The sequence below is a fragment of the Pseudomonas sp. TE3895 genome (assembly GCF_056278855.1).
Genome location: NZ_JBWBQE010000001.1, coordinates 226,004 through 244,954, shown reverse-complemented (window position 1 = coordinate 244,954; position 18,951 = coordinate 226,004). Strand labels below are relative to the sequence as shown.

General features: G+C 63.9%; 17 protein-coding genes. 4 read left to right on the top strand and 13 right to left on the bottom strand.

Going from position 1 to position 18,951, the window contains the following annotated elements:
- Positions 1 to 59: 59 nt before the first annotated feature.
- The 13 genes from urtA to ACZ889_RS01035 form a co-directional block, all read right to left on the bottom strand.
- Positions 60 to 1,325, bottom strand: a complete 1,266-nt coding sequence (urtA, locus tag ACZ889_RS01095; protein WP_003249642.1) for an urea ABC transporter substrate-binding protein — start codon at positions 1,323 to 1,325, stop codon at positions 60 to 62.
- Between the two features lie 235 nt (positions 1,326 to 1,560).
- A protein-coding gene (locus tag ACZ889_RS01090; protein ID WP_374222554.1) for an IS3 family transposase occupies positions 1,561 to 2,915 on the bottom strand; the annotation gives its coding sequence in 2 pieces (ribosomal slippage) (positions 1,561 to 2,439 and positions 2,442 to 2,915; 1,353 coding nt in all).
- Positions 2,916 to 3,009: 94 nt separating this feature from the next.
- Positions 3,010 to 4,416: a D-serine/D-alanine/glycine transporter gene (gene cycA / locus ACZ889_RS01085; RefSeq protein WP_003249645.1), complete on the bottom strand. Its 1,407-nt coding sequence runs from the start codon at positions 4,414 to 4,416 to the stop codon at positions 3,010 to 3,012.
- A 221-nt stretch (positions 4,417 to 4,637) separates the two neighbouring features.
- Entirely contained in the window at positions 4,638 to 6,005 is a 1,368-nt protein-coding gene (locus ACZ889_RS01080) for a PepSY-associated TM helix domain-containing protein (RefSeq protein ID WP_185279932.1), read from the bottom strand.
- Positions 6,006 to 6,061: 56 nt separating this feature from the next.
- The gene (locus tag ACZ889_RS01075) at positions 6,062 to 8,128 is read right to left on the bottom strand and encodes a TonB-dependent copper receptor (RefSeq protein WP_185279933.1); all 2,067 of its coding nucleotides are present in this window, start codon (positions 8,126 to 8,128) and stop codon (positions 6,062 to 6,064) included.
- Between the two features lie 66 nt (positions 8,129 to 8,194).
- Positions 8,195 to 8,626 carry a DUF2946 domain-containing protein gene (locus ACZ889_RS01070; protein WP_476257127.1) on the bottom strand — a complete coding sequence of 144 codons (432 nt, stop codon included), beginning with the start codon at positions 8,624 to 8,626 and terminating at the stop codon, positions 8,195 to 8,197.
- A gap of 22 nt (positions 8,627 to 8,648) precedes the next feature.
- Complete coding sequence (locus tag ACZ889_RS01065; protein WP_003249653.1) at positions 8,649 to 9,134, bottom strand: copper chaperone PCu(A)C; 486 nt, start codon at positions 9,132 to 9,134, stop codon at positions 8,649 to 8,651.
- 47 nt (positions 9,135 to 9,181) lie between these two features.
- Positions 9,182 to 9,571, bottom strand: coding sequence for a DUF2946 domain-containing protein (locus ACZ889_RS01060; RefSeq protein WP_476257126.1), 390 nt, complete (start codon positions 9,569 to 9,571; stop codon positions 9,182 to 9,184).
- A gap of 222 nt (positions 9,572 to 9,793) precedes the next feature.
- Positions 9,794 to 10,648 (bottom strand): SPFH domain-containing protein, encoded by an 855-nt coding sequence (locus ACZ889_RS01055; protein ID WP_012053830.1) that lies wholly within the window; start codon positions 10,646 to 10,648, stop codon positions 9,794 to 9,796.
- A 26-nt stretch (positions 10,649 to 10,674) separates the two neighbouring features.
- Positions 10,675 to 11,112: an NfeD family protein gene (locus ACZ889_RS01050; RefSeq protein ID WP_003249659.1), complete on the bottom strand. Its 438-nt coding sequence runs from the start codon at positions 11,110 to 11,112 to the stop codon at positions 10,675 to 10,677.
- Positions 11,113 to 11,240: 128 nt separating this feature from the next.
- The gene (locus tag ACZ889_RS01045) at positions 11,241 to 11,960 is read right to left on the bottom strand and encodes a cobalt-precorrin-6A reductase (protein WP_180689196.1); all 720 of its coding nucleotides are present in this window, start codon (positions 11,958 to 11,960) and stop codon (positions 11,241 to 11,243) included.
- Positions 11,957 to 13,051 (bottom strand): cobalt-precorrin-5B (C(1))-methyltransferase, encoded by a 1,095-nt coding sequence (locus ACZ889_RS01040; protein WP_014754589.1) that lies wholly within the window; start codon positions 13,049 to 13,051, stop codon positions 11,957 to 11,959. The genes ACZ889_RS01045 and ACZ889_RS01040 overlap by 4 nt, the downstream gene beginning before the upstream one ends.
- Positions 13,044 to 14,255 (bottom strand): bifunctional cobalt-precorrin-7 (C(5))-methyltransferase/cobalt-precorrin-6B (C(15))-methyltransferase, encoded by a 1,212-nt coding sequence (locus ACZ889_RS01035; protein ID WP_014861027.1) that lies wholly within the window; start codon positions 14,253 to 14,255, stop codon positions 13,044 to 13,046. The genes ACZ889_RS01040 and ACZ889_RS01035 overlap by 8 nt, the downstream gene beginning before the upstream one ends.
- A gap of 243 nt (positions 14,256 to 14,498) precedes the next feature.
- Between ACZ889_RS01035 and cobG the strand changes: the two genes are divergently transcribed.
- The 4 genes from cobG to cobJ are packed head-to-tail and all read left to right on the top strand — an operon-like array spanning position 14,499 to position 18,865.
- Complete coding sequence (gene cobG / locus ACZ889_RS01030) at positions 14,499 to 15,830, top strand: precorrin-3B synthase (RefSeq protein ID WP_476258007.1); 1,332 nt, start codon at positions 14,499 to 14,501, stop codon at positions 15,828 to 15,830.
- Positions 15,823 to 16,449: a precorrin-8X methylmutase gene (locus ACZ889_RS01025; RefSeq protein WP_476257125.1), complete on the top strand. Its 627-nt coding sequence runs from the start codon at positions 15,823 to 15,825 to the stop codon at positions 16,447 to 16,449. The genes cobG and ACZ889_RS01025 overlap by 8 nt, the downstream gene beginning before the upstream one ends.
- Positions 16,449 to 17,180, top strand: a complete 732-nt coding sequence (locus ACZ889_RS01020; RefSeq protein ID WP_047604704.1) for a precorrin-2 C(20)-methyltransferase — start codon at positions 16,449 to 16,451, stop codon at positions 17,178 to 17,180. The genes ACZ889_RS01025 and ACZ889_RS01020 overlap by 1 nt, the downstream gene beginning before the upstream one ends.
- Positions 17,168 to 18,865 (top strand): precorrin-3B C(17)-methyltransferase, encoded by a 1,698-nt coding sequence (gene cobJ, locus ACZ889_RS01015; RefSeq protein WP_180689197.1) that lies wholly within the window; start codon positions 17,168 to 17,170, stop codon positions 18,863 to 18,865. The genes ACZ889_RS01020 and cobJ overlap by 13 nt, the downstream gene beginning before the upstream one ends.
- Positions 18,866 to 18,951: the final 86 nt, after the last annotated feature.

The window sequence follows — 18,951 nt, the reverse complement described above, 5'->3', positions numbered from 1 at the left end:
GCGCGGTCCTTGTAGGAGCGGGTTCACCCGCGAATGGGCTGCAAAGCAGCCCCATGCACTCAGTTACCTTTCACGGCGTAATCTGGCCGCTTGTCATTGCCCGGAATGAACGGGCTCCATGGCTGCGCCCGCAGTGGCTGCTCGGTTTCCCACACCACGCTGAACTGCCCGTCATCCTGAATCTCGCCGATCATCACCGGCTTGTGCAGGTGGTGGTTGGTCTTGTCCATGGTCAGGGTGAAGCCCGACGGCGCCTCGAAGCTCTGCCCGGCCAGTGCTTCGCGGACCTTGTCAACGTCAGTGGACTTGGCTTTCTCGACAGCCTGGGCCCACATGTGGATGCCCACGTAGGTGGCTTCCATGGGGTCGTTGGTCACGGCCTTGTCGGCACCCGGCAGGCCCTTGGCCTTGGCGTAGGCCTTCCAGTCGGCGACGAATTTCTGGTTGACCGGGTTATCCACCGATTCGAAGTAGTTCCATGCCGCCAGGTGGCCCACCAGCGGTTTGGTGTCGATGCCGCGCAGTTCCTCCTCGCCCACCGAGAAGGCCACCACCGGCACGTCGGTGGCCTTCAGGCCCTGGTTGGCCAGTTCCTTGTAGAACGGCACGTTGGAGTCACCATTGACTGTGGAAATGACCGCGGTCTTGCCGCCGGCGGAGAACTTTTTGATGCTGGCGACAATGGTCTGGTAATCAGCGTGGCCAAAGGGCGTGTACACCTCTTCGATGTCCTTGTCGGCCACGCCTTTACTGTGCAGGAATGCGCGCAGGATCTTGTTGGTGGTGCGTGGGTAGACGTAGTCGGTGCCCAGCAGGAAGAAGCGCTTGGCGCTGCCGCCGTCCTCGCTCATCAGGTATTCCACGGCCGGGATGGCTTGCTGGTTCGGGGCGGCGCCTGTGTAGAACACGTTCGGCGACATCTCTTCGCCCTCATACTGCACCGGGTAGAACAGCAGGCCGTTGAGTTCTTCGAACACCGGCAGAACGGATTTGCGCGACACGGAGGTCCAGCAGCCGAACACCACGGCCACTTTGTCCTGGGTCAGCAGTTGACGGCTCTTTTCAGCGAACAGCGGCCAGTTGGACGCCGGGTCGACCACCACCGGTTCCAGCATCTTGCCGTTCACGCCACCCTTGGCGTTGATCTGCTCGATGGTCATCAGCGCCATGTCCTTGAGCGATGTCTCGGAAATGGCCATGGTCCCGGAAAGCGAATGCAGGATACCGACCTTGATGGTCTCGGCGGCCTGGATACTCCAGCTCAGGCCCATCGCCGCAATCGATGCGCTGAGGGTAAGGGCCTTGATCAGACTGCGACGCTTCATGTGCTCTCTCCGCTGAGTTTTTTATGGTGTTGGGCAAGCGGGGAGGGCGTTGCAAGGGCTGTGCCTAGTGGCAAAAGGTACGGTTTAGAGGGGCTGTGCGAGGTGTTGGGGCGTTGGTTGGATCCAGGTTGGTGCCTGATGGAATTGTGTGCACAGGATTGGGGCCGCGGTGCGGCCCATCGCGACACAAGGCCGCTCCCACAGGGATGGACTGCCCCCCAAAAGTTGGACAGTTTTAAGCTGCAGCCTGAGCCCTGTACTCCACAGGGCTCAGGCCATTGAGCCTCAGCTTGATGCGATCATGGTTGTAGTAGTGAATGTACTCATCCAGACCCGCTCTCAGCTCATCAATGCTCTCGAAACACTTCAGGTAGAAAAACTCAGACTTGAGCGTGCCGAAGAAGCTTTCCATGGCCGCGTTGTCCAGGCAATTGCCTTTTCGAGACATGCTCTGCTTTACCCCACATTCGCTTAGCTTACGGCGGTATTGCGCCTGCTGGTAATGCCATCCCTGATCCGAATGCAGCACGAGCTTCGGTTTCTCTCCCAGGCAATCGAGCGCTTTGCCAAGCATGTTCCCAACCAGGCTATAGCACGGGCGGCTGGCCATTTCGTAGGCCACGATTTCGCCGTTGTACAAATCCATCACGGGCGACAGATAGAGCTTCTGTTGAGCTACTTTGAACTCGGTTACGTCAGTCACCCACTTTTGGTTTGGGCGTTGAGCGATAAAATTTCGCTCCAGTACATTCGCTGCCACTTTACCGACGGTACCTCGATAGGAGCGATATTTCTTGGGGCGCACTACTGATTTCAATCCCTGCTCAGCCATCAGCCGTTCAATGACCTTCTTGTTCACCCGCTTTTCCTTCCTGATTACGAGTGCGATACGGCGATAACCATAAAGCCCTTTCTGCTCGTGGTAGACGCGATGCACCAATGCCTTGAGCTCAGCATGCCGATCTGGCTTCTGCTGAGCTTTGAGCTGGTAGTAGAAGGTGCTGCGCGCCAGCTCGACCAGTTGAAGGAGGTCAGGCAAAGGAAATCTGCGCTTGAGTTTGGAAACGATCAGGACTTTTTCCCGCGTGTTCGTTCCTTTTCCTCGCGCAGAGCTTTGAGCTCCTTTAGGACAGCATTCTCCATGCGCAGGTACTCAAGTTCAGCCATCAGCTGATCTCGAGACTTCTGATCATCATTGGTATCGGTGGGTTTGGCAGGCTTGATCTTCTTCGACACGTCGATTGGCTTTCTTGGCTTGATGGCAGTAGAGGGTGCAGGACTGCCACTGTAGTACTGCCGCTGCCAAATGCCTATCTGAGAGGACTGCCCAAGACCAAAGTGGGCAGCGGTCTGGCGCAGCGAAAGCCGATGCTCGTGCATATAGCTAAGCACCTGCTGTTTGAAATCACTGGTATAGCGCCGCCCATGCGAGCCTGTACCAATGCCATTATTGGCCTGATAACTGGCCACCCAGCGTCGAAGCAGGCTGAAATCGATACCTAAGTGTTGAGCCACCTTTCGGAAACCGTTGCTGCCATCCAGGTAGGCTGTGATCGCTGTGAGCTTGAATTGCTCGGTGTACTTACCCATAGATCCCCCAAGGGTTGGATTGGTGTCCAACTTCTTGGGGGCAGTCCATCGGACGGCGTACACCGTGCCTTCGTGGGAACAGCCCCCGAGGCCATCAGCCGTTACGCACGGCCGTGCGGGGATGGCGCCTGCTGCGTACGAGCTGGTAGGTCACCGCCAGCACCACAAACCAGATCGGCGTCACCACCAGCGCTGAACGGGTATCCGCTTCCAGGCTCAGCAACACCAGGATGAAAGCGAAGAACGACAGGCACACGTAGCACATGAAGCGCCCGCCCGGCATCTTGTAGTTCGATGCCTGGTGTAGCGCCGCGCGGTCTTTGCGGTACTTCAGGTATGACAGCAGAATCAGCGTCCACACGAACATGAACAGTACCGCCGACACGGTGGTGACCAGGGTGAATGCCTCGACCACGTTCGGCACCAGGTAGATCAGCACCGCACCGAGCAACAGGCAGGTGCACGAGAAGTACAGGCCGTTGGCCGGCACCGAACGGCTCGACAGTTTTTCAAAGGCCTTGGGCGCGTCACCTTCCTGCGACAGGCCGTAGAGCATGCGGCTGGTGGAGAATACGCCGCTGTTGGCCGAGGAGGCTGCCGAGGTCAGCACCACGAAGTTGATGATGCTCGCTGCCGCCGGCAGGCCTGCCAGCACGAACAACTCAACGAATGGGCTCTTGCCTGGCACCACGTCGCGCCACGGGGTCACGGCCATGATCGCGATCAGCGCCAGCACATAGAACACGATGATGCGGATCGGGATCGAATTGATCGCCCGCGGCAGGGTGCGTTCCGGGTTCTTCGCTTCGGCGGCGGTGGTACCCACCAGCTCGATGCCGACGAAGGCGAACACGGCGATCTGGAAACCGGCGAAGAAGCCCATCAGGCCATGGGGGAACATGCCGCCGTCATTCCACAGGTTGGCCAGCTGGGCGGTGCGCCCGCTGGGCGAGGTGAAGCCGGTGATGACCATGTACAGGCCGGTAGCGACCAGTCCGAGGATGGCAACGATCTTGACCAGGGCGAACCAGAACTCCATTTCGCCGAACATTTTCACGGTGACCAGGTTCAGCGACAGCAGCAGCCCTACGCAGGTCAGCGCCGGTATCCACTGCGGCAGGTCGGGGAACCAGAACTGCGTGTAGGCGGCGATCGCGACCACGTCGGCAATGCCGGTGACCACCCAGCAGAACCAGTAGGTCCAGCCAGTAAAGTAGCCGGCCCAGGGGCCGAGCAGGTCGGCGGAAAAGTCGATGAACGATTTGTAGTTCAGGTTCGACAGCAGCAGTTCGCCCATGGCGCGCATGACGAAGAACAGCATGAAGCCGATAATCATGTAGACGAAGATGATCGATGGCCCGGCCAGGCTGATGGTCTTGCCTGAGCCCATGAACAGGCCGGTACCGATCGCGCCGCCGATGGCGATCAGCTGGATGTGGCGGTTGGTCAGGTTGCGTTGCAAGTGCGGTTCATCTGTCGCTATGGGTGAGGTTTGCGTCATAGGCTGCATTCCCTTGTAAAGGCCAGTCTTCTTGTCAGAGGTAGCCGGCTAGGCTAACACGCGCGTTCCAGATCGGGGCGCGACAGATCGACTCTCCATTTGCAGCTCAGCATTTGGCCTGTACCGGCCTCTTCGCGGGTAAACCCGCTCCTACAAAGGCAATAGGGCCCCTCGTAGGAGCGGGTTTACCCGCGAAAGGGCCAGCACAGGCAACACAAGGCTCAAGCGCTGGCCAAGACCCGGCGGCGCCTCACCACCAAACTATCCACCCCCCACATCACCACCATCGACACCCCCACCAGCGGGAACATCACCCCCAGCACCAGCATCACTGCCACTGCCGCCTTCCAGCGTGGCAGGTCATGACGCAAAGGCGGTACGCCCAGGCCGCCTTCAGGCCGGCGCTTCCACCACATCACCAGCCCGCTCACCGAACCCAGCAGAATCATCAGGCACACCAGCAGGATGATGATCTGGTTCAGCGCCCCGAACATCTTGCCTTCGTGCAGCATCACGCCCAGCTCGGTGGCGCGGGCGACCGGGCTGTAGTCGTGCCAGCGCACATCGGCCAGAACCTTGCCGGTGTATTGGTCGACATGCAGGGTGGCGTCGTTGCGCGGGTCGTCGGCGAACACGGCAATGGTGAACACCCCGTCGGCAGTGGTGGGCAGGGTAATGCTGTAGCCCGGCTCGACCTGACGCGAAGTGGCAATGTCTTCGACTTGCTGCACGCTCACCTGGGGCGCTGCGGGCATGTCCGACATCATGTGGTGCCCGGCGTGCTCGGCGTGTGCACCGGACTGTGGCATCGGCGTGTTTTCCATGGCCCAGGGCACGGTCTGGCGGTGTGCGCTGTTCAGTTCACGCGCCTGCTGGTCCGACTTGGGCACGTCGTTCCACATGGCTGCCGGGAAGCGGTTCCACAAATCAGCGTACTGCTTGCCCCACAAGCCGGTCCAGGTCATGCCGCTGACCAGCATCAACAACAGCAAGGCCGAACCCCAGAAACCGGTTACCGCGTGCAGGTCTCGCCAGAACAGCCGGCCGTGCGCCGACAGCCGCGGCCAAAGCACGCCAGCGCCACTGCGCCCGCGCGGCCACCACAGGTACAGGCCCGATACCACCAGCACGATGCCCCAGCCCGCAGCCAGTTCCACCAGCCGGTCACCGACCGTGCCGACCATCAGCTCGCCATGCAGGGCGCGGGCGATGGCCTGCAGGTTCTGCTTGCCGTCCTGTTCGCCGAGGACCTTGCCGCTGTATGGGTCGACGAACACGTTCAGTTCGCGCCCGCCGTCATGCACCACGAACTGCGCACTGCGCTCGGCGTTCAGTGGCGGCAAGTACTGGGCGATGTGGCCCTTTGGGTAGGCCTGGCGCACTTCAGCCAGCATCGTGTCTGCGCCCTGCCGGTGCTGGCCGGCCTCGACCACCATCAGGTCGCGGTACAGCAGCGGGTCGAGCTGGGGCTTGAACAAATAGATGATCCCGGTGATTGCCAACAGGATCATGAACGGGGCCACGAACAGCCCCGCATAAAAATGCCAACGCCAGGCCAGGTTATAGAAAGAGACGCGTGTTCCTCTCATGGGAACCTCCTTTTTTGACCAGCTGAAAGGCGCAACCGAAGCTGCGCCCGTTGTTGTCAGAAGCTGAAGTCGACCTTGGTCCAGAAGGTCCTGCCTGGCTCGTTGACCGGCTGTGGATCTGTAGCCGGGTAGCCGAACCCGGCGTTCCCGGCCAGGTTCAAGTGCTCGGCGTAGGTTTTGTCGAACAGGTTGTCGACCCCTGCGCTGAGCTTGAGGTTGTTGTTCACCTTGTAGGCGCCGTTCAGAGAGAACACGCCGAAGCCGGCGCTCTTGTCATAGTCCTTGCCGACGACGTTCCCTTGGTTTTCGGCAATGCGGTTTTGCGCCGCCACCAGCCGCCACAGTGCGCCGACGCTCCACACGTCGCGGCTGTAGGTCAGGCCCATGCGGCTTTCCAGGGGAGGCATTTGAGGTAGCGCTTTGCCGTCACTGCTGTTCTTGCCCCAAGCGTAGGCAAGCGTGGCGTCGGCCTTCCAGTTTTCAGTCAGCTGGTAGGCGGCGCCCAGTTCGCCACCCATGATGCGGGCGTCGATGTTCTGCGCCTGGGAGGTACTCATGCCCATCATGCCGGTGCGGTAGTCGAACAGGATGTAGTCGCGAATCTGCCCGACATAGCCCGAAGCCCAGGCCTCCAGGCGCTCGGTGCGGTACTGGATGCCGAAGTCGAGCTGGGTGGTTTTCTCTGGCTTGATGCCGTCGAAGGCGTTGGCTGCCCCGGCGGGTGCCAGCTTGGGTGAGAACAGCTCCCAGTAGTCGGGGAAGCGCTGGGCGTGGCCGAGGCCGATGTAGGTGGTGGCCGGAATGGCTGCCAGGTCGTGCTCGTAGCGGATGAAACCGCTCGGCAAGGTGTCGGCTCGGGTGTCGCCTTCGGTGGCGCTGGTTTTGCGGAAGTCACGCGCCGAGGCGCGGTCCAGGCGGGCGCCGGTAATCAAGCGGTCCTCACCGCTGACGTACCAGGTCAGTTCGCTGAAGGCGCCGTAGTTGTGGAAGTCGGCGTCCTTGGTCCAGGCCTGGCCCTTGTGTGCGTCCACACCCATACCGCCACGCTGGCGATGTTCGTTGGTTTGCGCGTCAATCCCGCTGATCAGCTGCACGTCGGCCCAGCGCCAGGTGGCTTTGATGCGTGCACCCATGGTGCGGCGGTCGACGTTGCTGACCATCGGCATGCCCATCATGCCGCTACCCGACGGCGTGCGCAGGCTGTAGTTGTCCATCACATGGTCGGCGTAGTTGTAGTAGACCTGCGCCTCGACCTTGTCGAGCACCTCGCCGAGGTTGGACTTTTCAAAGCGCAGGCCCAGGCTTTCGCGCTTGAACTGCGAACCGTCCATGCCGCGCCCGGCATAGCGGGCTTCGCCGTCACCCTTGCCGGCAGTCAGCTCCAGCAAGGTGTCCTGGTCGGGTGTCCAGCCGAGGGCGACATCGCCATTCCACTTTTCCCAGCGCGACGGCACGGTGTCGTTGTTGCCATCGTGGTAGTCGTCCGAGCGTGACTGGTTGCCGACGAAGCGGGCATAGCCCTGACTGTTGCCGGCCGCAGCATCCAGCACCTTGTCGAAGCGGCCGTTGGAGCCGGCCAGCAGGCTTGCGTTGACGCGGCTGCCGAGGGTGCCGAATTTCTCCGGTTCGCGCTCGAAGAGGATGGTGCCGGCCGAGCCGCCGGGCCCCCAGATGACGCTCTGCGGGCCTTTGATCACGGTCAGGCGGTCGTAGGTTTCTGGCGAGATATAGGACGTGGGCGCGTCCATGCGATTGGGGCAGGCTCCAAGCATCAAGCCGCCGTTGGTGAGGATGTTCAGGCGCGAGCCGAACATGCCGCGCAATACCGGGTCGCCGTTGGTACCGCCAGCACGGATTGCCGAGAAGCCGGGGATGGTCTTCAGGTAGTCGGCGCCGTCGCTTGCCGGCACTGGCTGGCGCGGGTCTTTCGGGTTGGTGACCACGGTCAGCGGCGAACTGGGGGCCACGGCGGTGATCACCGTCGGGCTCAACTCGGGTGCGTCGTGCACATGGTCTTCATGGCCAGGGTCGGCGGCCAGGGCCATGGGCGCGAGCAGCGAGCCGCACAGGGCGGCGATGGTCCCACGCAGGGACAAGGCAAAAACAGGGGTGCAGCCTGACATAATGATTCCAGTCGATCAGTCATGAGTTAGCGCGAAGCCTCCTGGCTTCGTGCGCAAAATGTGGTTTCAGACGTTGATCGAAGAAGGCGGGGCGCGGCTGCGCGCACCAGGGAATACAGCCTGCCGGGCATGGCCCTGGTGCGTTGGCGCAAGCAGGTGGGTGGTGGGGACGATGCTGCCGGCGCTGAGCGGGCTGAGGGCCTGGGGCAGGGCCGGGCAGTTGAACAACAGGCTGCAGTAACCGCACTTTTCCCACATCACATGCAACTGGCCATCGCCGCCGTGGCCGTGATGGGCGTCGCCGCCATGCTGATGGGCAGCCGCCATCGGCATGTCCATCGGCATGTTCATGCCCGCGCGGTGGTCCATCGGCATCGACTGGGAAATCAGCGGGCCGATGAAAATCATCCACATGGCGAACAGGCTCAGCCATCCGCCACCGGCGCGCCTGAGGTCAGGGCGGGTGGTACGGCCGATGCTGTGGCGCGGCAGGCTCATGGCGCGTGCCTGTCAGCAGGTATCAGTGCGCGTGTTCGTGGGCTTGCGGCTGGTCCGCAGGCGCCTGCTTCTGCACGGCCACTTCGACGGTGATGTCGCCGGCCTTTTCGAAGTGCAGGGTCAACGGGAAGCGTTTGCCGTCGCTGAGCAGGCTGCGGTCCTTGGGCTGCATCAGCATCACATGGTAGGCACCGGGGGCAAAGGTCAGGTCCTTGCCGGCAGGCACTACCACGCTGGGCACCTGTTGCATCTTCATGGCGCCAGTGGCGCTCATGGCATGCTCGTGCAGTTGCGCGTCATCGCTGATGGGGCTGTCGACGCTGAGCAGGCGGTCATCAGCCTGGCCATTGTTGTGCACCACGAAATACGCGGCGACGTTAGGCGCGTTGGGTGGCAACTGCAGCGACCACGGGTGAGCAATGTGCAGGTCACCCACGCTGTATTCGTGGGCATTGGCAAAGGCGCCAGGCAGCAGCAGGGCGGCCATGACGAGGGCGTGCTTGAGCATGGTGAATCTCCGTTTCCGTTCTGGTTCAGGCAGACAGCATGATGAACTCAGGCTAGCGGAGAGGCACGAGGGTTTAGCCCAGGCCAGAGCTGGCGGGGCGTGGGTGTGTACTTGGCAGGTGGCGGCAGCAGCCCGCTGAGCAGTGTCGGCGGGTTGTGCAACTGTGGCGGGTAGCCGGGCAGGGCCAGCAACGGCACGGCACCGGAGCAGCACCAGCAGTTCATCATGCCGGCGCTGTCGTCACTTTGCGGGCCTAGGTCGATCTTGGCCAGGGCCTGAACGTCGACGTTGGCCTTGTTGGCCATGCTGGAACAGAAAGCCCCCCACAGCAGCTGCTCGGCCGAGCCCTTGGGCGCAGCAGAAGACAGCGGCATGGCCAGCAAGTTGAATAGCACTGCAAGGCAGGCTACCCAGGCAATGTGCCGACGTGGGGGCATGGAGAGATCCGGTCAGGAATCGTGGTGGCTATTGTAAGGCGGAGTATAGGTAAAAATGCCGGGGTGCGGTGAAGTGACGCAGGTGGCCTGGTAATGGGGGCTGCTGTGCAGCCCATCGCGACACAAGGCCGCTCCCACAGAATTGCGGCAGCCTCGAATACTGCGCTGTCCTGTGGGAGCGGCCCTGTGTCGCGATAGGGGCGCAAAGCGCCCCCGACACTCTCAAACCTTGTTGCGGCCCATCAACCCGCGCACGGTCTCTTGCAGGTCAGCCGGCAACACCACCACCTTGGCATTGCTGCTGCCCGCCAGGTTCTCCATCGCGCCCACATAGCGTTCGCCCAATAGGTACATCGCCGGTACGGTCTCGTTGCCCACCGCTTCCTTCACCAGCGAAATCGACCGCGCCGAGGCCTCGGCCAGGCTGATCTGCGCCTCGGCATCCAGCCTGGCCGCCTGCAGGCGCGCCTCTGCTTCGAGGATCGCCGCCTGTTTGGCCCCTTCGGCGCGGGTGACGTCGGCCTTGCGCTCACGCTCGGCTGCGGCCTGGCGTTCCATGGCCAACTGCATGTTTTCCGAAGGTTTGATGTCTTGAATTTCCACCGAGCGCACGGTCACGCCCCAGTCTTCGGTCTGCTCGGACATTGCATCGCGCAGACGGGCCTTGATCTGCTCGCGGCTGGACAGCGCCTCGTCGAGGTCCATTGCACCGACGATGGCGCGCAGCGAGGTCATGGTCAGGCTGGTGACGGCGAACGAGAAGTCCTGCACGCCATACGAGGCTTTCTGCGGGTCGACTACCTTGGCGAAACACAGGGCGTTGGCGACGATTACCGCGTTGTCCTTGGTGATGATTTCCTGCTGCTGCACATCGAGGATGATGTCCTTGGTCGGCAGGCGGTAGGCGACCACGTCCATGTAGGGGATGACAATGTTCAGGCCCGGCTTGAGGGTGCTGTGGTAGCGGCCCAGGCGCTCGACGATCCACTCCTCGCCCTGGGGCACGATGCGCACCCCCTTGAACACGGTGATCAGGACGAACAGGGCAATGGCGCCGACGACGATGAGGCTGGTCATGCTGCAAAATTCCTTTTAATGCGGATTCAGGCCCGGATAACGCGGGCGGTGTTCCCCTCGATGGCGGTCAGGCGTACCCGCTCGCCGGCGGCGATCTGGCTATCGGCGATGCAGGTCCATTCTTCGTTGCCGAGGATCGGCTTCTGGAAGCGTACGCGGCCTTTCTGGAACTCCGACACGGGAGCGGTCAGCAGGCCCACTTCGCCGATCACGCTGTCGGCGGTCCAGCGCACATCCGGCTGCTTGCGCCGGAACACTTTGAACCACAGCACAGTGGTGGCCGACGACAGCAGTACCCACAGCAGGACCTGCATGTCCAGTTGCAGGCTGGGTGCGGCGAGCGAGATAAGCGAGACCAGCACGGCGCCGATGCCGAACCAGAGTATGAAGAACGTTGGGAGGACCAGTTCAAGCAGGATCAGCGCGATGCCGAAGACCAGCCAGATCCACCATTGCATTTCCATATGGGTGAAACCTTCCGGGGGAGGGGCGTCGAGTTTAAGGCAGCAGAGCGGCAACGGGCCACTGGGTTAGTTGGAAGAAAAGTCTGAAACCGTTGTAGGAGTGCCTGTGTGTCGCGAAAGGGCAGCGCCTAGAGGGCGAGCGCTGTTGCCAGGTCCGCCAGTGAGTCGAATGCCCGGTCCACCTCCGGCAGTGCCGGACGTTTCAGGACAAGCACCGGCACGCCAAGCTCCCGTGCTACCTCCAGCTTCGGCTCGGTCGCCACACTGCCGCTGTTCTTGCTGATCAGCACATCGATGTGGCGGCGCTGGAACAACGCCCGCTCATCTTCGATATGGAACGGCCCACGTGCGCCAATCACTTCACAGCGCTCGTTGCCAGGGCACGCCTCCAGCGCACGCAAGGTCCAGAACTGCTCTGGCGGAATCTCGTCCAGGTGCTGCAGCGGCTCGCGTCCTAGCGTGAACAGTGGCCTGCGGAACGGCTTCAGTGCTTCGATCAACCCTGCCCAATCCTCGACTTCTCGCCAGTCGTCCCCTGCTTGCGCCTGCCAGGCGGGACGACGCAAGGCCCAGCACGGGATGCCGACGTTGCGTGCGGCGCTGGCGGCATTGCGGCTGATTTGCGCGGCATAGGGATGGGTGGCGTCGATCAGCAGGGTGATGCCCGCCTCGCGCAGGTAGCGGGTCAGGCCCTCGACACCGCCATAGCCCCCGACCCGCACCTGGCATTGCAAGCCCTGCGGCACGCGGCCGATACCGGCCAGGCTGTAGACATGTCGAGGCTCGAGTTGGCGGGCCATCGCCAGGGCTTCAGTGACCCCTCCCAGCAACAGGATGCGCGCAGTCATTGCACACCCGCCTGGCCGACGATGCCGCCTTGGCGGTCGATGGCGAACACTTCCACGTGCACCTGCGCCGGCACGACGCTACGGGCGAAGGCCAGGGCGTGGGCACACACTGCGTCACCCAGGGCAATGCCGGCCGCATGAGCCAGGGCGAGCGCTTGCTGGCTGGTGTTGGCGCCGCTGATGGCAGCCTGCAACGCCTCATCAGCGCCAATGTCTGCGGCCCAACCTGCCAGTTGCGGCAAGTCGATGCTGGAGTGACGGCTGTGCAGGTCCATGTGCCCGGCGGCCAGTTTGCTGATCTTGCCGAAGCCGCCGCACAGGGTCAGGCGCGGCACCGGTACCTTGCGCAGGTGCTTGAGCACCGCGCCGACGAAATCGCCCATTTCGATCAGGGCGATTTCCGGCAGACCGTAGACGCGGCGCATGGTGTCTTCGCTGGCATTGCCGGTGCACGCGGCTATGTGCGTGTAGCCATTGGTGTGGGCCACGTCGATGCCTTGGTGAATCGAGGCAATGTAGGCCGCGCAGGAGAACGGCCGGACGATGCCGCTGGTGCCGAGGATCGACAGCCCGCCGAGGATGCCCAGACGCGGGTTCATGGTTTTCAGGGCCAGTTGCTCACCACCTTGCACATTGACCGTGACCTCGAAGCCGCCAAGGTAGCCGTACGCGTCGGCCAGGTGTTGCAGGTGTTCACTGATCATGCGCCGAGGCACCGGGTTGATGGCCGGTTCACCCACAGCCAGCACCAGCCCCGGGCGGGTCACCGTGCCCACGCCGCTGCCGGCGACAAAACCAATGCCAGGTTCCGCCAGCAGGCGCACCTGGCTATAGACCAGGGCACCGTGGGTCACGTCCGGGTCGTCACCCGCATCCTTGAGGGTGCCGGCTTCGGCGCACTCGCCGATCAGGCGGCAGAATTCCAGGCGCATCTGCACGACCTTGCCTTTGGGCAGGGTGATGTCCACCGCATCGTCACGCTGCCCGGTGAGCAGCAGCTTGGCCGCTGCCAGGCTGGTGGCGGTGGCGCAGCTGCCGGTGGTAAGGCCGCTGCGCAGAGGCGCGGGCTGTTCGCGGGTTTCTTCACGCATCGGCGGGTTTCAGTACTTCGAGAAGGGTGATCGGCAGAGCCTGGCGCCAAGTGTCGAACGCACCCAAGGGCTGGGCATGAGCGACATGGATGCGGGTCAGCTCACCACCGTGCTGTTCGCGAAAATGTGCCAGGGCCAGTTCGCTTTGCAGGGTGACGGCGTTGGCCACCAGGCGGCCGCCGGGGCGCAGGCTTGCCCAGCACAGGTCCAGTACACCTGCGCGGGTAACGCCGCCTCCGATGAAGATTGCATCCGGTTGTTCCAGGCCTTGCAGCGCCGCTGGCGCCTTGCCGCGAATCAGTTGCAGGCCGGGTACACCCAGTGCATCGCGGTTGTGCTCGATCAAACCCTGGCGACCTTCGTCGGCCTCGATGGCCAGGGCGCGGCATGCCGGGTGGGCGCGCATCCATTCGATGCCGATCGAGCCGCAGCCCGCGCCCACATCCCACAAAAGTTCGCCGGGTTGCGGTGCCAGGCGCGCCAGGGTGATGGCGCGGACATCGCGCTTGGTCAACTGGCCATCGTGCCGGAATGCGTCGTCTGGCAACCCGGCCAGCCGGTGCAGGCGGGGCGCATCGGGCGTAGCCAGGCATTCGATGGCGACCAGGTTGAGCGCCGCGATATCGGTGTGCGGCCAGTCCTGGGCGGTGCCGGCCAGTGCACGTTCGTCCACGCCCCCCAAGTGCTCGAACACCTGCAGGCGGCTTGGGCCGAAGCCTTGCTCGCGCAGCTGCGCGGCAATTGCCGCCGGGCTGTCGCCATCGTTGCTCAGCACCAGCAGGCGCATGCCGCTGTACAAGTGGGCATTGAGCGCCGCCAGGGGGCGAGCCACCAGCGACACCACCTGCAGGTCCTGCAGCGGCCAGCCCAGGCGGGCAGCGGCCAGGGCGCAGGAAGAGGGCAGCGACAACACGCGCATTTCTGCAGCAGGCACCTGGCGCGCCAGGCTGGCGCCGACGCCGTAGAACATAGGGTCACCGCTGGCCAGCACGCACACCGGCTCGCCGCGAAGGGCCAGCACCGGGGCCAGCGAGAACGGGCTGGGCCAGGACAGCTGTTCAGCGGTCACGCAACGTGGCAGCAAGGCCAGCTGGCGCGGGCTGCCGAAGACCCGGCCAGCGCCCAGCAGGGCGCGCCGGGCCTGTTTGCCCAGGCCGCTGAAGCCGTCTTCGCCGATGCCTACTACTGTCAGCCAGGGTGTCATGTATTTCAATCCGCCATTTTTGGGGCCGCTTCGCGCCCCTTCGCGGGCAAGCCCGTTCCTACAGATACAATGCAGCATGTGCAGCCTGCAGTGATCCTATGGGAGCGGGCGAGCCTGCGAAGAAGGCGACGCGGTCCTGAATTTCTACTTGATCGCCGAGGATGCTCGACCACCGGCTTTTCATGCCGCCGGACAAAGCAGGCATAATACCGCGCCTTCTACACTCAAGCGCATTTTCACAGACTGCCGGATGCCCCTTTGACGCAGGCCCATGCCCCCCACGTATCGCCCCGCCCCTCGGCCTGTCCGGGGTTGTGGCGCATTGTCAGTGCCCGTGATGGCGGTATCTGCCGCATCAAGCTGCCAGGTGGCCTGCTGCTGGCCGAGCAGGCCGAAGCCGTGGCGGCGGCGGCGGAGCGTTTTGCTGGCGGCGTGATCGAGGCCACCAACCGTGGCAACCTGCAGATTCGCGGCATTGGCAGCGAGCATCGCGCTTTGGTCGAGGCACTGCTCGCAGCCGGCCTGGGACCACGCGACGTCGCGGGTGACGATGTGCGCAACGTGATGCTCAGCCCACTGGCCGGGCATGACCCGCTCATGCTGCTGGACGCCAGGCCGCTGGCCGGGCAGATCCTCGACCTGTTGGAAGGCACCCCGCGCTTTCACCAGCTGTCGGCCAAGTTCGCTGTGCAGCTGGATGCAGGCGAGCGCCTGGCGATGCTCGAACACCCCCATGACCTGTGGCTGTCGCCCCTGCACCTGGACCAGCAGACCTGGCTGGCGTTTGGCCTGGCAGGTTGCCCGGCAGAGGGCCAGGCGCTCGGTGCGGTGCCGCTGGCGCACGGCCTGATGCTGGTGCGCGCGGTGCTGGAGCGCTTCCTCGATCTGGCATCCCCGACGCAGACGCGCATGCGCCAGCTGCTTGAGGTGTACCCGCCAGCTGATTTTGTCGCTGGGCTCGGCCTGGACATCCGCCGCGATGCTGCCGTGCTCACCTGGCGGCGTGAACAGCACCGCGCCTCGTGGTTGGGCAGATTGCCGCAGGCGCAGGGTATTGCCCTTGGCGTTGCCCCGCCGCAAGGCCGCCTGACCCCCGCGATGCTGCGTGGCGCCGCACGTATTGCCCGTGAACTGGGCGATGCCAGCATGCGCCTTAGCCCCTGGCAAAGCCTGGTGCTGACCAACCTGCAAGCGCAGCACATCGATCAGGCCCTGGCCGAATTGTCTGCGCTGGGGTTGCTGTGCCACGACCGTGAACCCCTGGCGCGTATCAGCGCCTGCACCGGTGCCAGCGGCTGCGCCAAGGCCCTTGCCGAGACCAAGGCTGACGCCGTTGTCCTGGCCGCGCTGCTGGGCCCTGGCGTGCCGGCCAGCGTGCACCTGTCCGGCTGCCCCCGTTCCTGTGCTGTGGCCTATGTTGCCCCGGCCACTTTGCTGGCCCGTTCGCCGGGCCGTTACGACTTGTATCTGCGTGATGCGCGCCAGCCGGGTTTCGGTGCCCTGCGCGCCACCGACCTTACCTTGAATGAAGCAGGCGCCATGCTCGACCTGCCGACGGAGCACCTTGATGATTGACTACATCCGCGATGGTCAGGAGATCTATCGCAATTCCTTCCGGATCATCCGTGAGGAAGCCCGACTCGAGCGGATCCCCGCAGACCTTGAAAAGCTCGCCGTGCGCGTGATCCACGCCTGTGGCATGGTCAACGCCATCGATGGCCTGCAGTTCTCCGACGGTGCCGGCCGGGCCGGGCGCGAGGCGCTGCTCAACGGCGCGCCGATCCTGTGCGATGCGCATATGGTGGCCGAAGGGATCACCCGGGCCCGCTTGCCAGCTGACAACAAAGTCATCTGCACCCTGCGTGACCCCAGCGTGCCGGGCCTGGCCAAAGACGCCGGCAACACACGCTCCGCCGTAGCCCTGGAACTGTGGCGCCCTTACCTGGAGGGCAGCGTGGTGGTCATCGGCAATGCCCCTACTGCGCTGTTCTACCTGTTGGAAATGCTCGACGCCGGTGCGCCCAAGCCGGCGCTGATCCTCGGTTTCCCGGTCGGATTCGTCGGCGCTGCCGAGTCCAAGGCCATGCTCGCCGCCGACAGCCGTGGCGTGCCGTTCGTGATCATGCAAGGCCGCCTGGGCGGCAGCGCGATGGCCGCCGCGGCGGTCAACGCCCTGGCCACGGAGGTGGAATGATGGCCCCGCGCGGACGACTGCTTGGCCTGGGCGTGGGCCCTGGCGATCCTGAACTGATTACCCTCAAGGCCCTGCGCCTGTTGCGTGAGGCGCCGGTGGTCGGCTACTTCGTGGCCAAGGGCAAGCGTGGCAATGCCTTCGGCATTATCGAGGCGCACCTGCAGCCCGAGCAGACCCTGCTGCCGCTGGTCTACCCGGTCACCACCGAAGTGCTGCCGGCGCCGCTGTCCTATGAGCAAGTGATCAGCGACTTCTACGACGAAGCCAGCGTACAGGTGGCCGAGCACCTGGATGCCGGCCGCGACGTGGCGGTGATTTGCGAAGGCGACCCGTTCTTCTATGGCTCCTACATGTACTTGCATGACCGCCTGGCGCAGCGCTACGAGGCAGAAGTGATTCCCGGTGTCTGCTCCATGCTCGGTGGCGCTTCGGTGCTAGGGGCACCGCTGGTGTACCGTAACCAGAGCCTGTCGGTGTTGTCCGGCGTGTTGCCCGCTGAAGAGCTCAAGCGCCGTCTGGCCGACGCCGATGCAGCGGTGATCATGAAACTTGGGCGCAACTTCCCCAAGGTGCGCGAAGTGCTGGCCGAACTGGGCCTGGACGGGCGTGCGCTGTATGTGGAACGGGCGACCATGGCCAACCAGAAGATCGTGCCGCTGGACCAGGTCGACCCGCAGTCGTCGCCCTACTTCTCGCTGATCATCGTGCCGGGGGAAAAATGGCAGGGCTGAACATGCACAAGGCACCAGCCATCGTCATTCTCGGCCCGGGCAGCCTGGCGACGGCGCAGCGTATCCAGGCCTGTTATCCACAGGCCACGATCCATGGCCTCGAGGGGCGTGTCGAGGGTGCGGACCAGTCGTACGCGTCGTTTGGCGATACCCTGCGGGGGTTGTACCAGCAAGACACGCCGATCATCGCGTTGTGCGCCGCGGGTATCGTCATCCGCAGCCTGGCCAGCCTGCTCAGCGAGAAGGGCAGCGAGCCGCCGGTACTGGCCGTGGCCGAGGATGGTAGCGCGGTAGTGCCGTTGCTCGGCGGCCTCGGCGGGGTGAACGTGATGGCGCGCGAAATCGCTGACGCGCTGGGCGTTTCCGCCGCCATCACCACCAGTGGCGAGTTGCGCTTCGGGACTTGCCTGCTGAACCCGCCGCAGGGCTATGCATTGGCGGACATCGAGCAAGGCAAGCGCTTTGTATCCGACCTGTTGGCGGGTGAGTCTGTGCGCATCGAAGGTAACGCCCCGTGGCTGCAGCTGGCGCAGTTGCCCGCCAGCGAAGCGGCGCAGCGCACCATTCATGTGGGGCATCAGGCGCGCCCGGCCAACCGCGACGAGCTGCTGATCCACCCGCGCCTGGTGGTCGTGGGCGTTGCAGGTGGCAATCTGCACAGTATTCGCGCAGCACTGCAGCAGGCCGGCATCGCCGAGCCCTCGGTAGCCTGCGTGCTGGCCGACGAGCGAACCATGGCCGACAGCGCCTTGCACGAAGCTGCGCAGGCCTTGGGGGTCCCCTTGCGCTTCGCCACCGGCCTTGGCGATGTGGCCAGCATGGTCGCTGCGGCGGTGCCCGATGCCGAGTTGATAGCGCTTGAAGAAGTCGTGGTCGCGGTGGCGTCTGCCCCGGTCGACGTAGCGCAGGTCGGCCGCCGTCGCGGTCGCCTGGCGGTCATCGGCCTTGGCCCTGGTGCGGCGGAACTGATGGTGCCGGCGGTCAAGGCCGAACTTGCGCAGGCCGAAGATGTGCTCGGTTACGAAACTTACGTGCGCATGGCTGGCCCGTTCCGCAGCGACCAGGTGCTGCACTGCACCGACAACCGCGAAGAGATGCAGCGCGCCCGACATGCCTTCGAACTGGCGGCCCAAGGCCGTTCGGTGGTGGTGGTCTCGTCGGGCGACCCGGGCGTTTTCGCCATGGCCGCTGCGGTGCTCGAAGCATTGCACGAATCCAGCGACCCCACCTGGCATCGCGTTGACCTGCAGATCTTGCCGGGGGTATCAGCCTCGCTGGCAACCGCCGCCCAGGCAGGTGCACCGCTGGGGCATGACTTCTGCGTGATGTCGCTGTCGGACAACCTCAAGCCCTGGTCGATCATTGAAAAGCGCCTGGACCTGGCTGCCCAGGCCGACCTGGTGCTGGCCTTCTACAACCCGATCTCCAAGGCCAGGCCGCACCAGCTCGGTGTGGCCCTGGAAGTTGTGCGTCGCCACCGCGAGGGGAGCACGCCTGTAGTCCTTGGGCGCGACATCGGTAGGCCGGGGCAGACGCTTAAGGTAGTCACCTTGGCCGAGCTGCTGCCGGAAATGGTCGATATGCGCACCATGGTTCTGGTTGGCTCCTCTACAACCTGTGTATTCCCTCGCCTGTCGGGTGGGGTGTGGGCCTACACGCCGCGTTGGTACCCCACCGCCAACTAGTTGCGTCGGAAACTCTTCAGCGCGCTTTGTGGCCAGCGCGCTGGCTAAGGTGATTGCCCTTGACTCAAGGGGCAACCATCAAGGAG

What these genes read in the sequence shown, in the direction of transcription:
- urtA (WP_003249642.1), bottom strand. Translation starts at nt 1,325, where the DNA reads ATGAAGCGTCGCAGTCTGATCAAGGCCCTTACCCTCAGCGCATCGATT.
- cycA (WP_003249645.1), bottom strand. Translation starts at nt 4,416, where the DNA reads ATGACGCAAACCTCACCCATAGCGACAGATGAACCGCACTTGCAACGC.
- ACZ889_RS01080 (WP_185279932.1), bottom strand. Translation starts at nt 6,005, where the DNA reads ATGAGAGGAACACGCGTCTCTTTCTATAACCTGGCCTGGCGTTGGCAT.
- ACZ889_RS01075 (WP_185279933.1), bottom strand. Translation starts at nt 8,128, where the DNA reads ATGTCAGGCTGCACCCCTGTTTTTGCCTTGTCCCTGCGTGGGACCATC.
- ACZ889_RS01070 (WP_476257127.1), bottom strand. Translation starts at nt 8,626, where the DNA reads ATGAGCCTGCCGCGCCACAGCATCGGCCGTACCACCCGCCCTGACCTC.
- ACZ889_RS01065 (WP_003249653.1), bottom strand. Translation starts at nt 9,134, where the DNA reads ATGCTCAAGCACGCCCTCGTCATGGCCGCCCTGCTGCTGCCTGGCGCC.
- ACZ889_RS01060 (WP_476257126.1), bottom strand. Translation starts at nt 9,571, where the DNA reads ATGCCCCCACGTCGGCACATTGCCTGGGTAGCCTGCCTTGCAGTGCTA.
- ACZ889_RS01055 (WP_012053830.1), bottom strand. Translation starts at nt 10,648, where the DNA reads ATGACCAGCCTCATCGTCGTCGGCGCCATTGCCCTGTTCGTCCTGATC.
- ACZ889_RS01050 (WP_003249659.1), bottom strand. Translation starts at nt 11,112, where the DNA reads ATGGAAATGCAATGGTGGATCTGGCTGGTCTTCGGCATCGCGCTGATC.
- ACZ889_RS01045 (WP_180689196.1), bottom strand. Translation starts at nt 11,960, where the DNA reads ATGACTGCGCGCATCCTGTTGCTGGGAGGGGTCACTGAAGCCCTGGCG.
- ACZ889_RS01040 (WP_014754589.1), bottom strand. Translation starts at nt 13,051, where the DNA reads ATGCGTGAAGAAACCCGCGAACAGCCCGCGCCTCTGCGCAGCGGCCTT.
- ACZ889_RS01035 (WP_014861027.1), bottom strand. Translation starts at nt 14,255, where the DNA reads ATGACACCCTGGCTGACAGTAGTAGGCATCGGCGAAGACGGCTTCAGC.
- ACZ889_RS01025 (WP_476257125.1), top strand. Translation starts at nt 15,823, where the DNA reads ATGATTGACTACATCCGCGATGGTCAGGAGATCTATCGCAATTCCTTC.
- ACZ889_RS01020 (WP_047604704.1), top strand. Translation starts at nt 16,449, where the DNA reads ATGGCCCCGCGCGGACGACTGCTTGGCCTGGGCGTGGGCCCTGGCGAT.
- cobJ (WP_180689197.1), top strand. Translation starts at nt 17,168, where the DNA reads ATGGCAGGGCTGAACATGCACAAGGCACCAGCCATCGTCATTCTCGGC.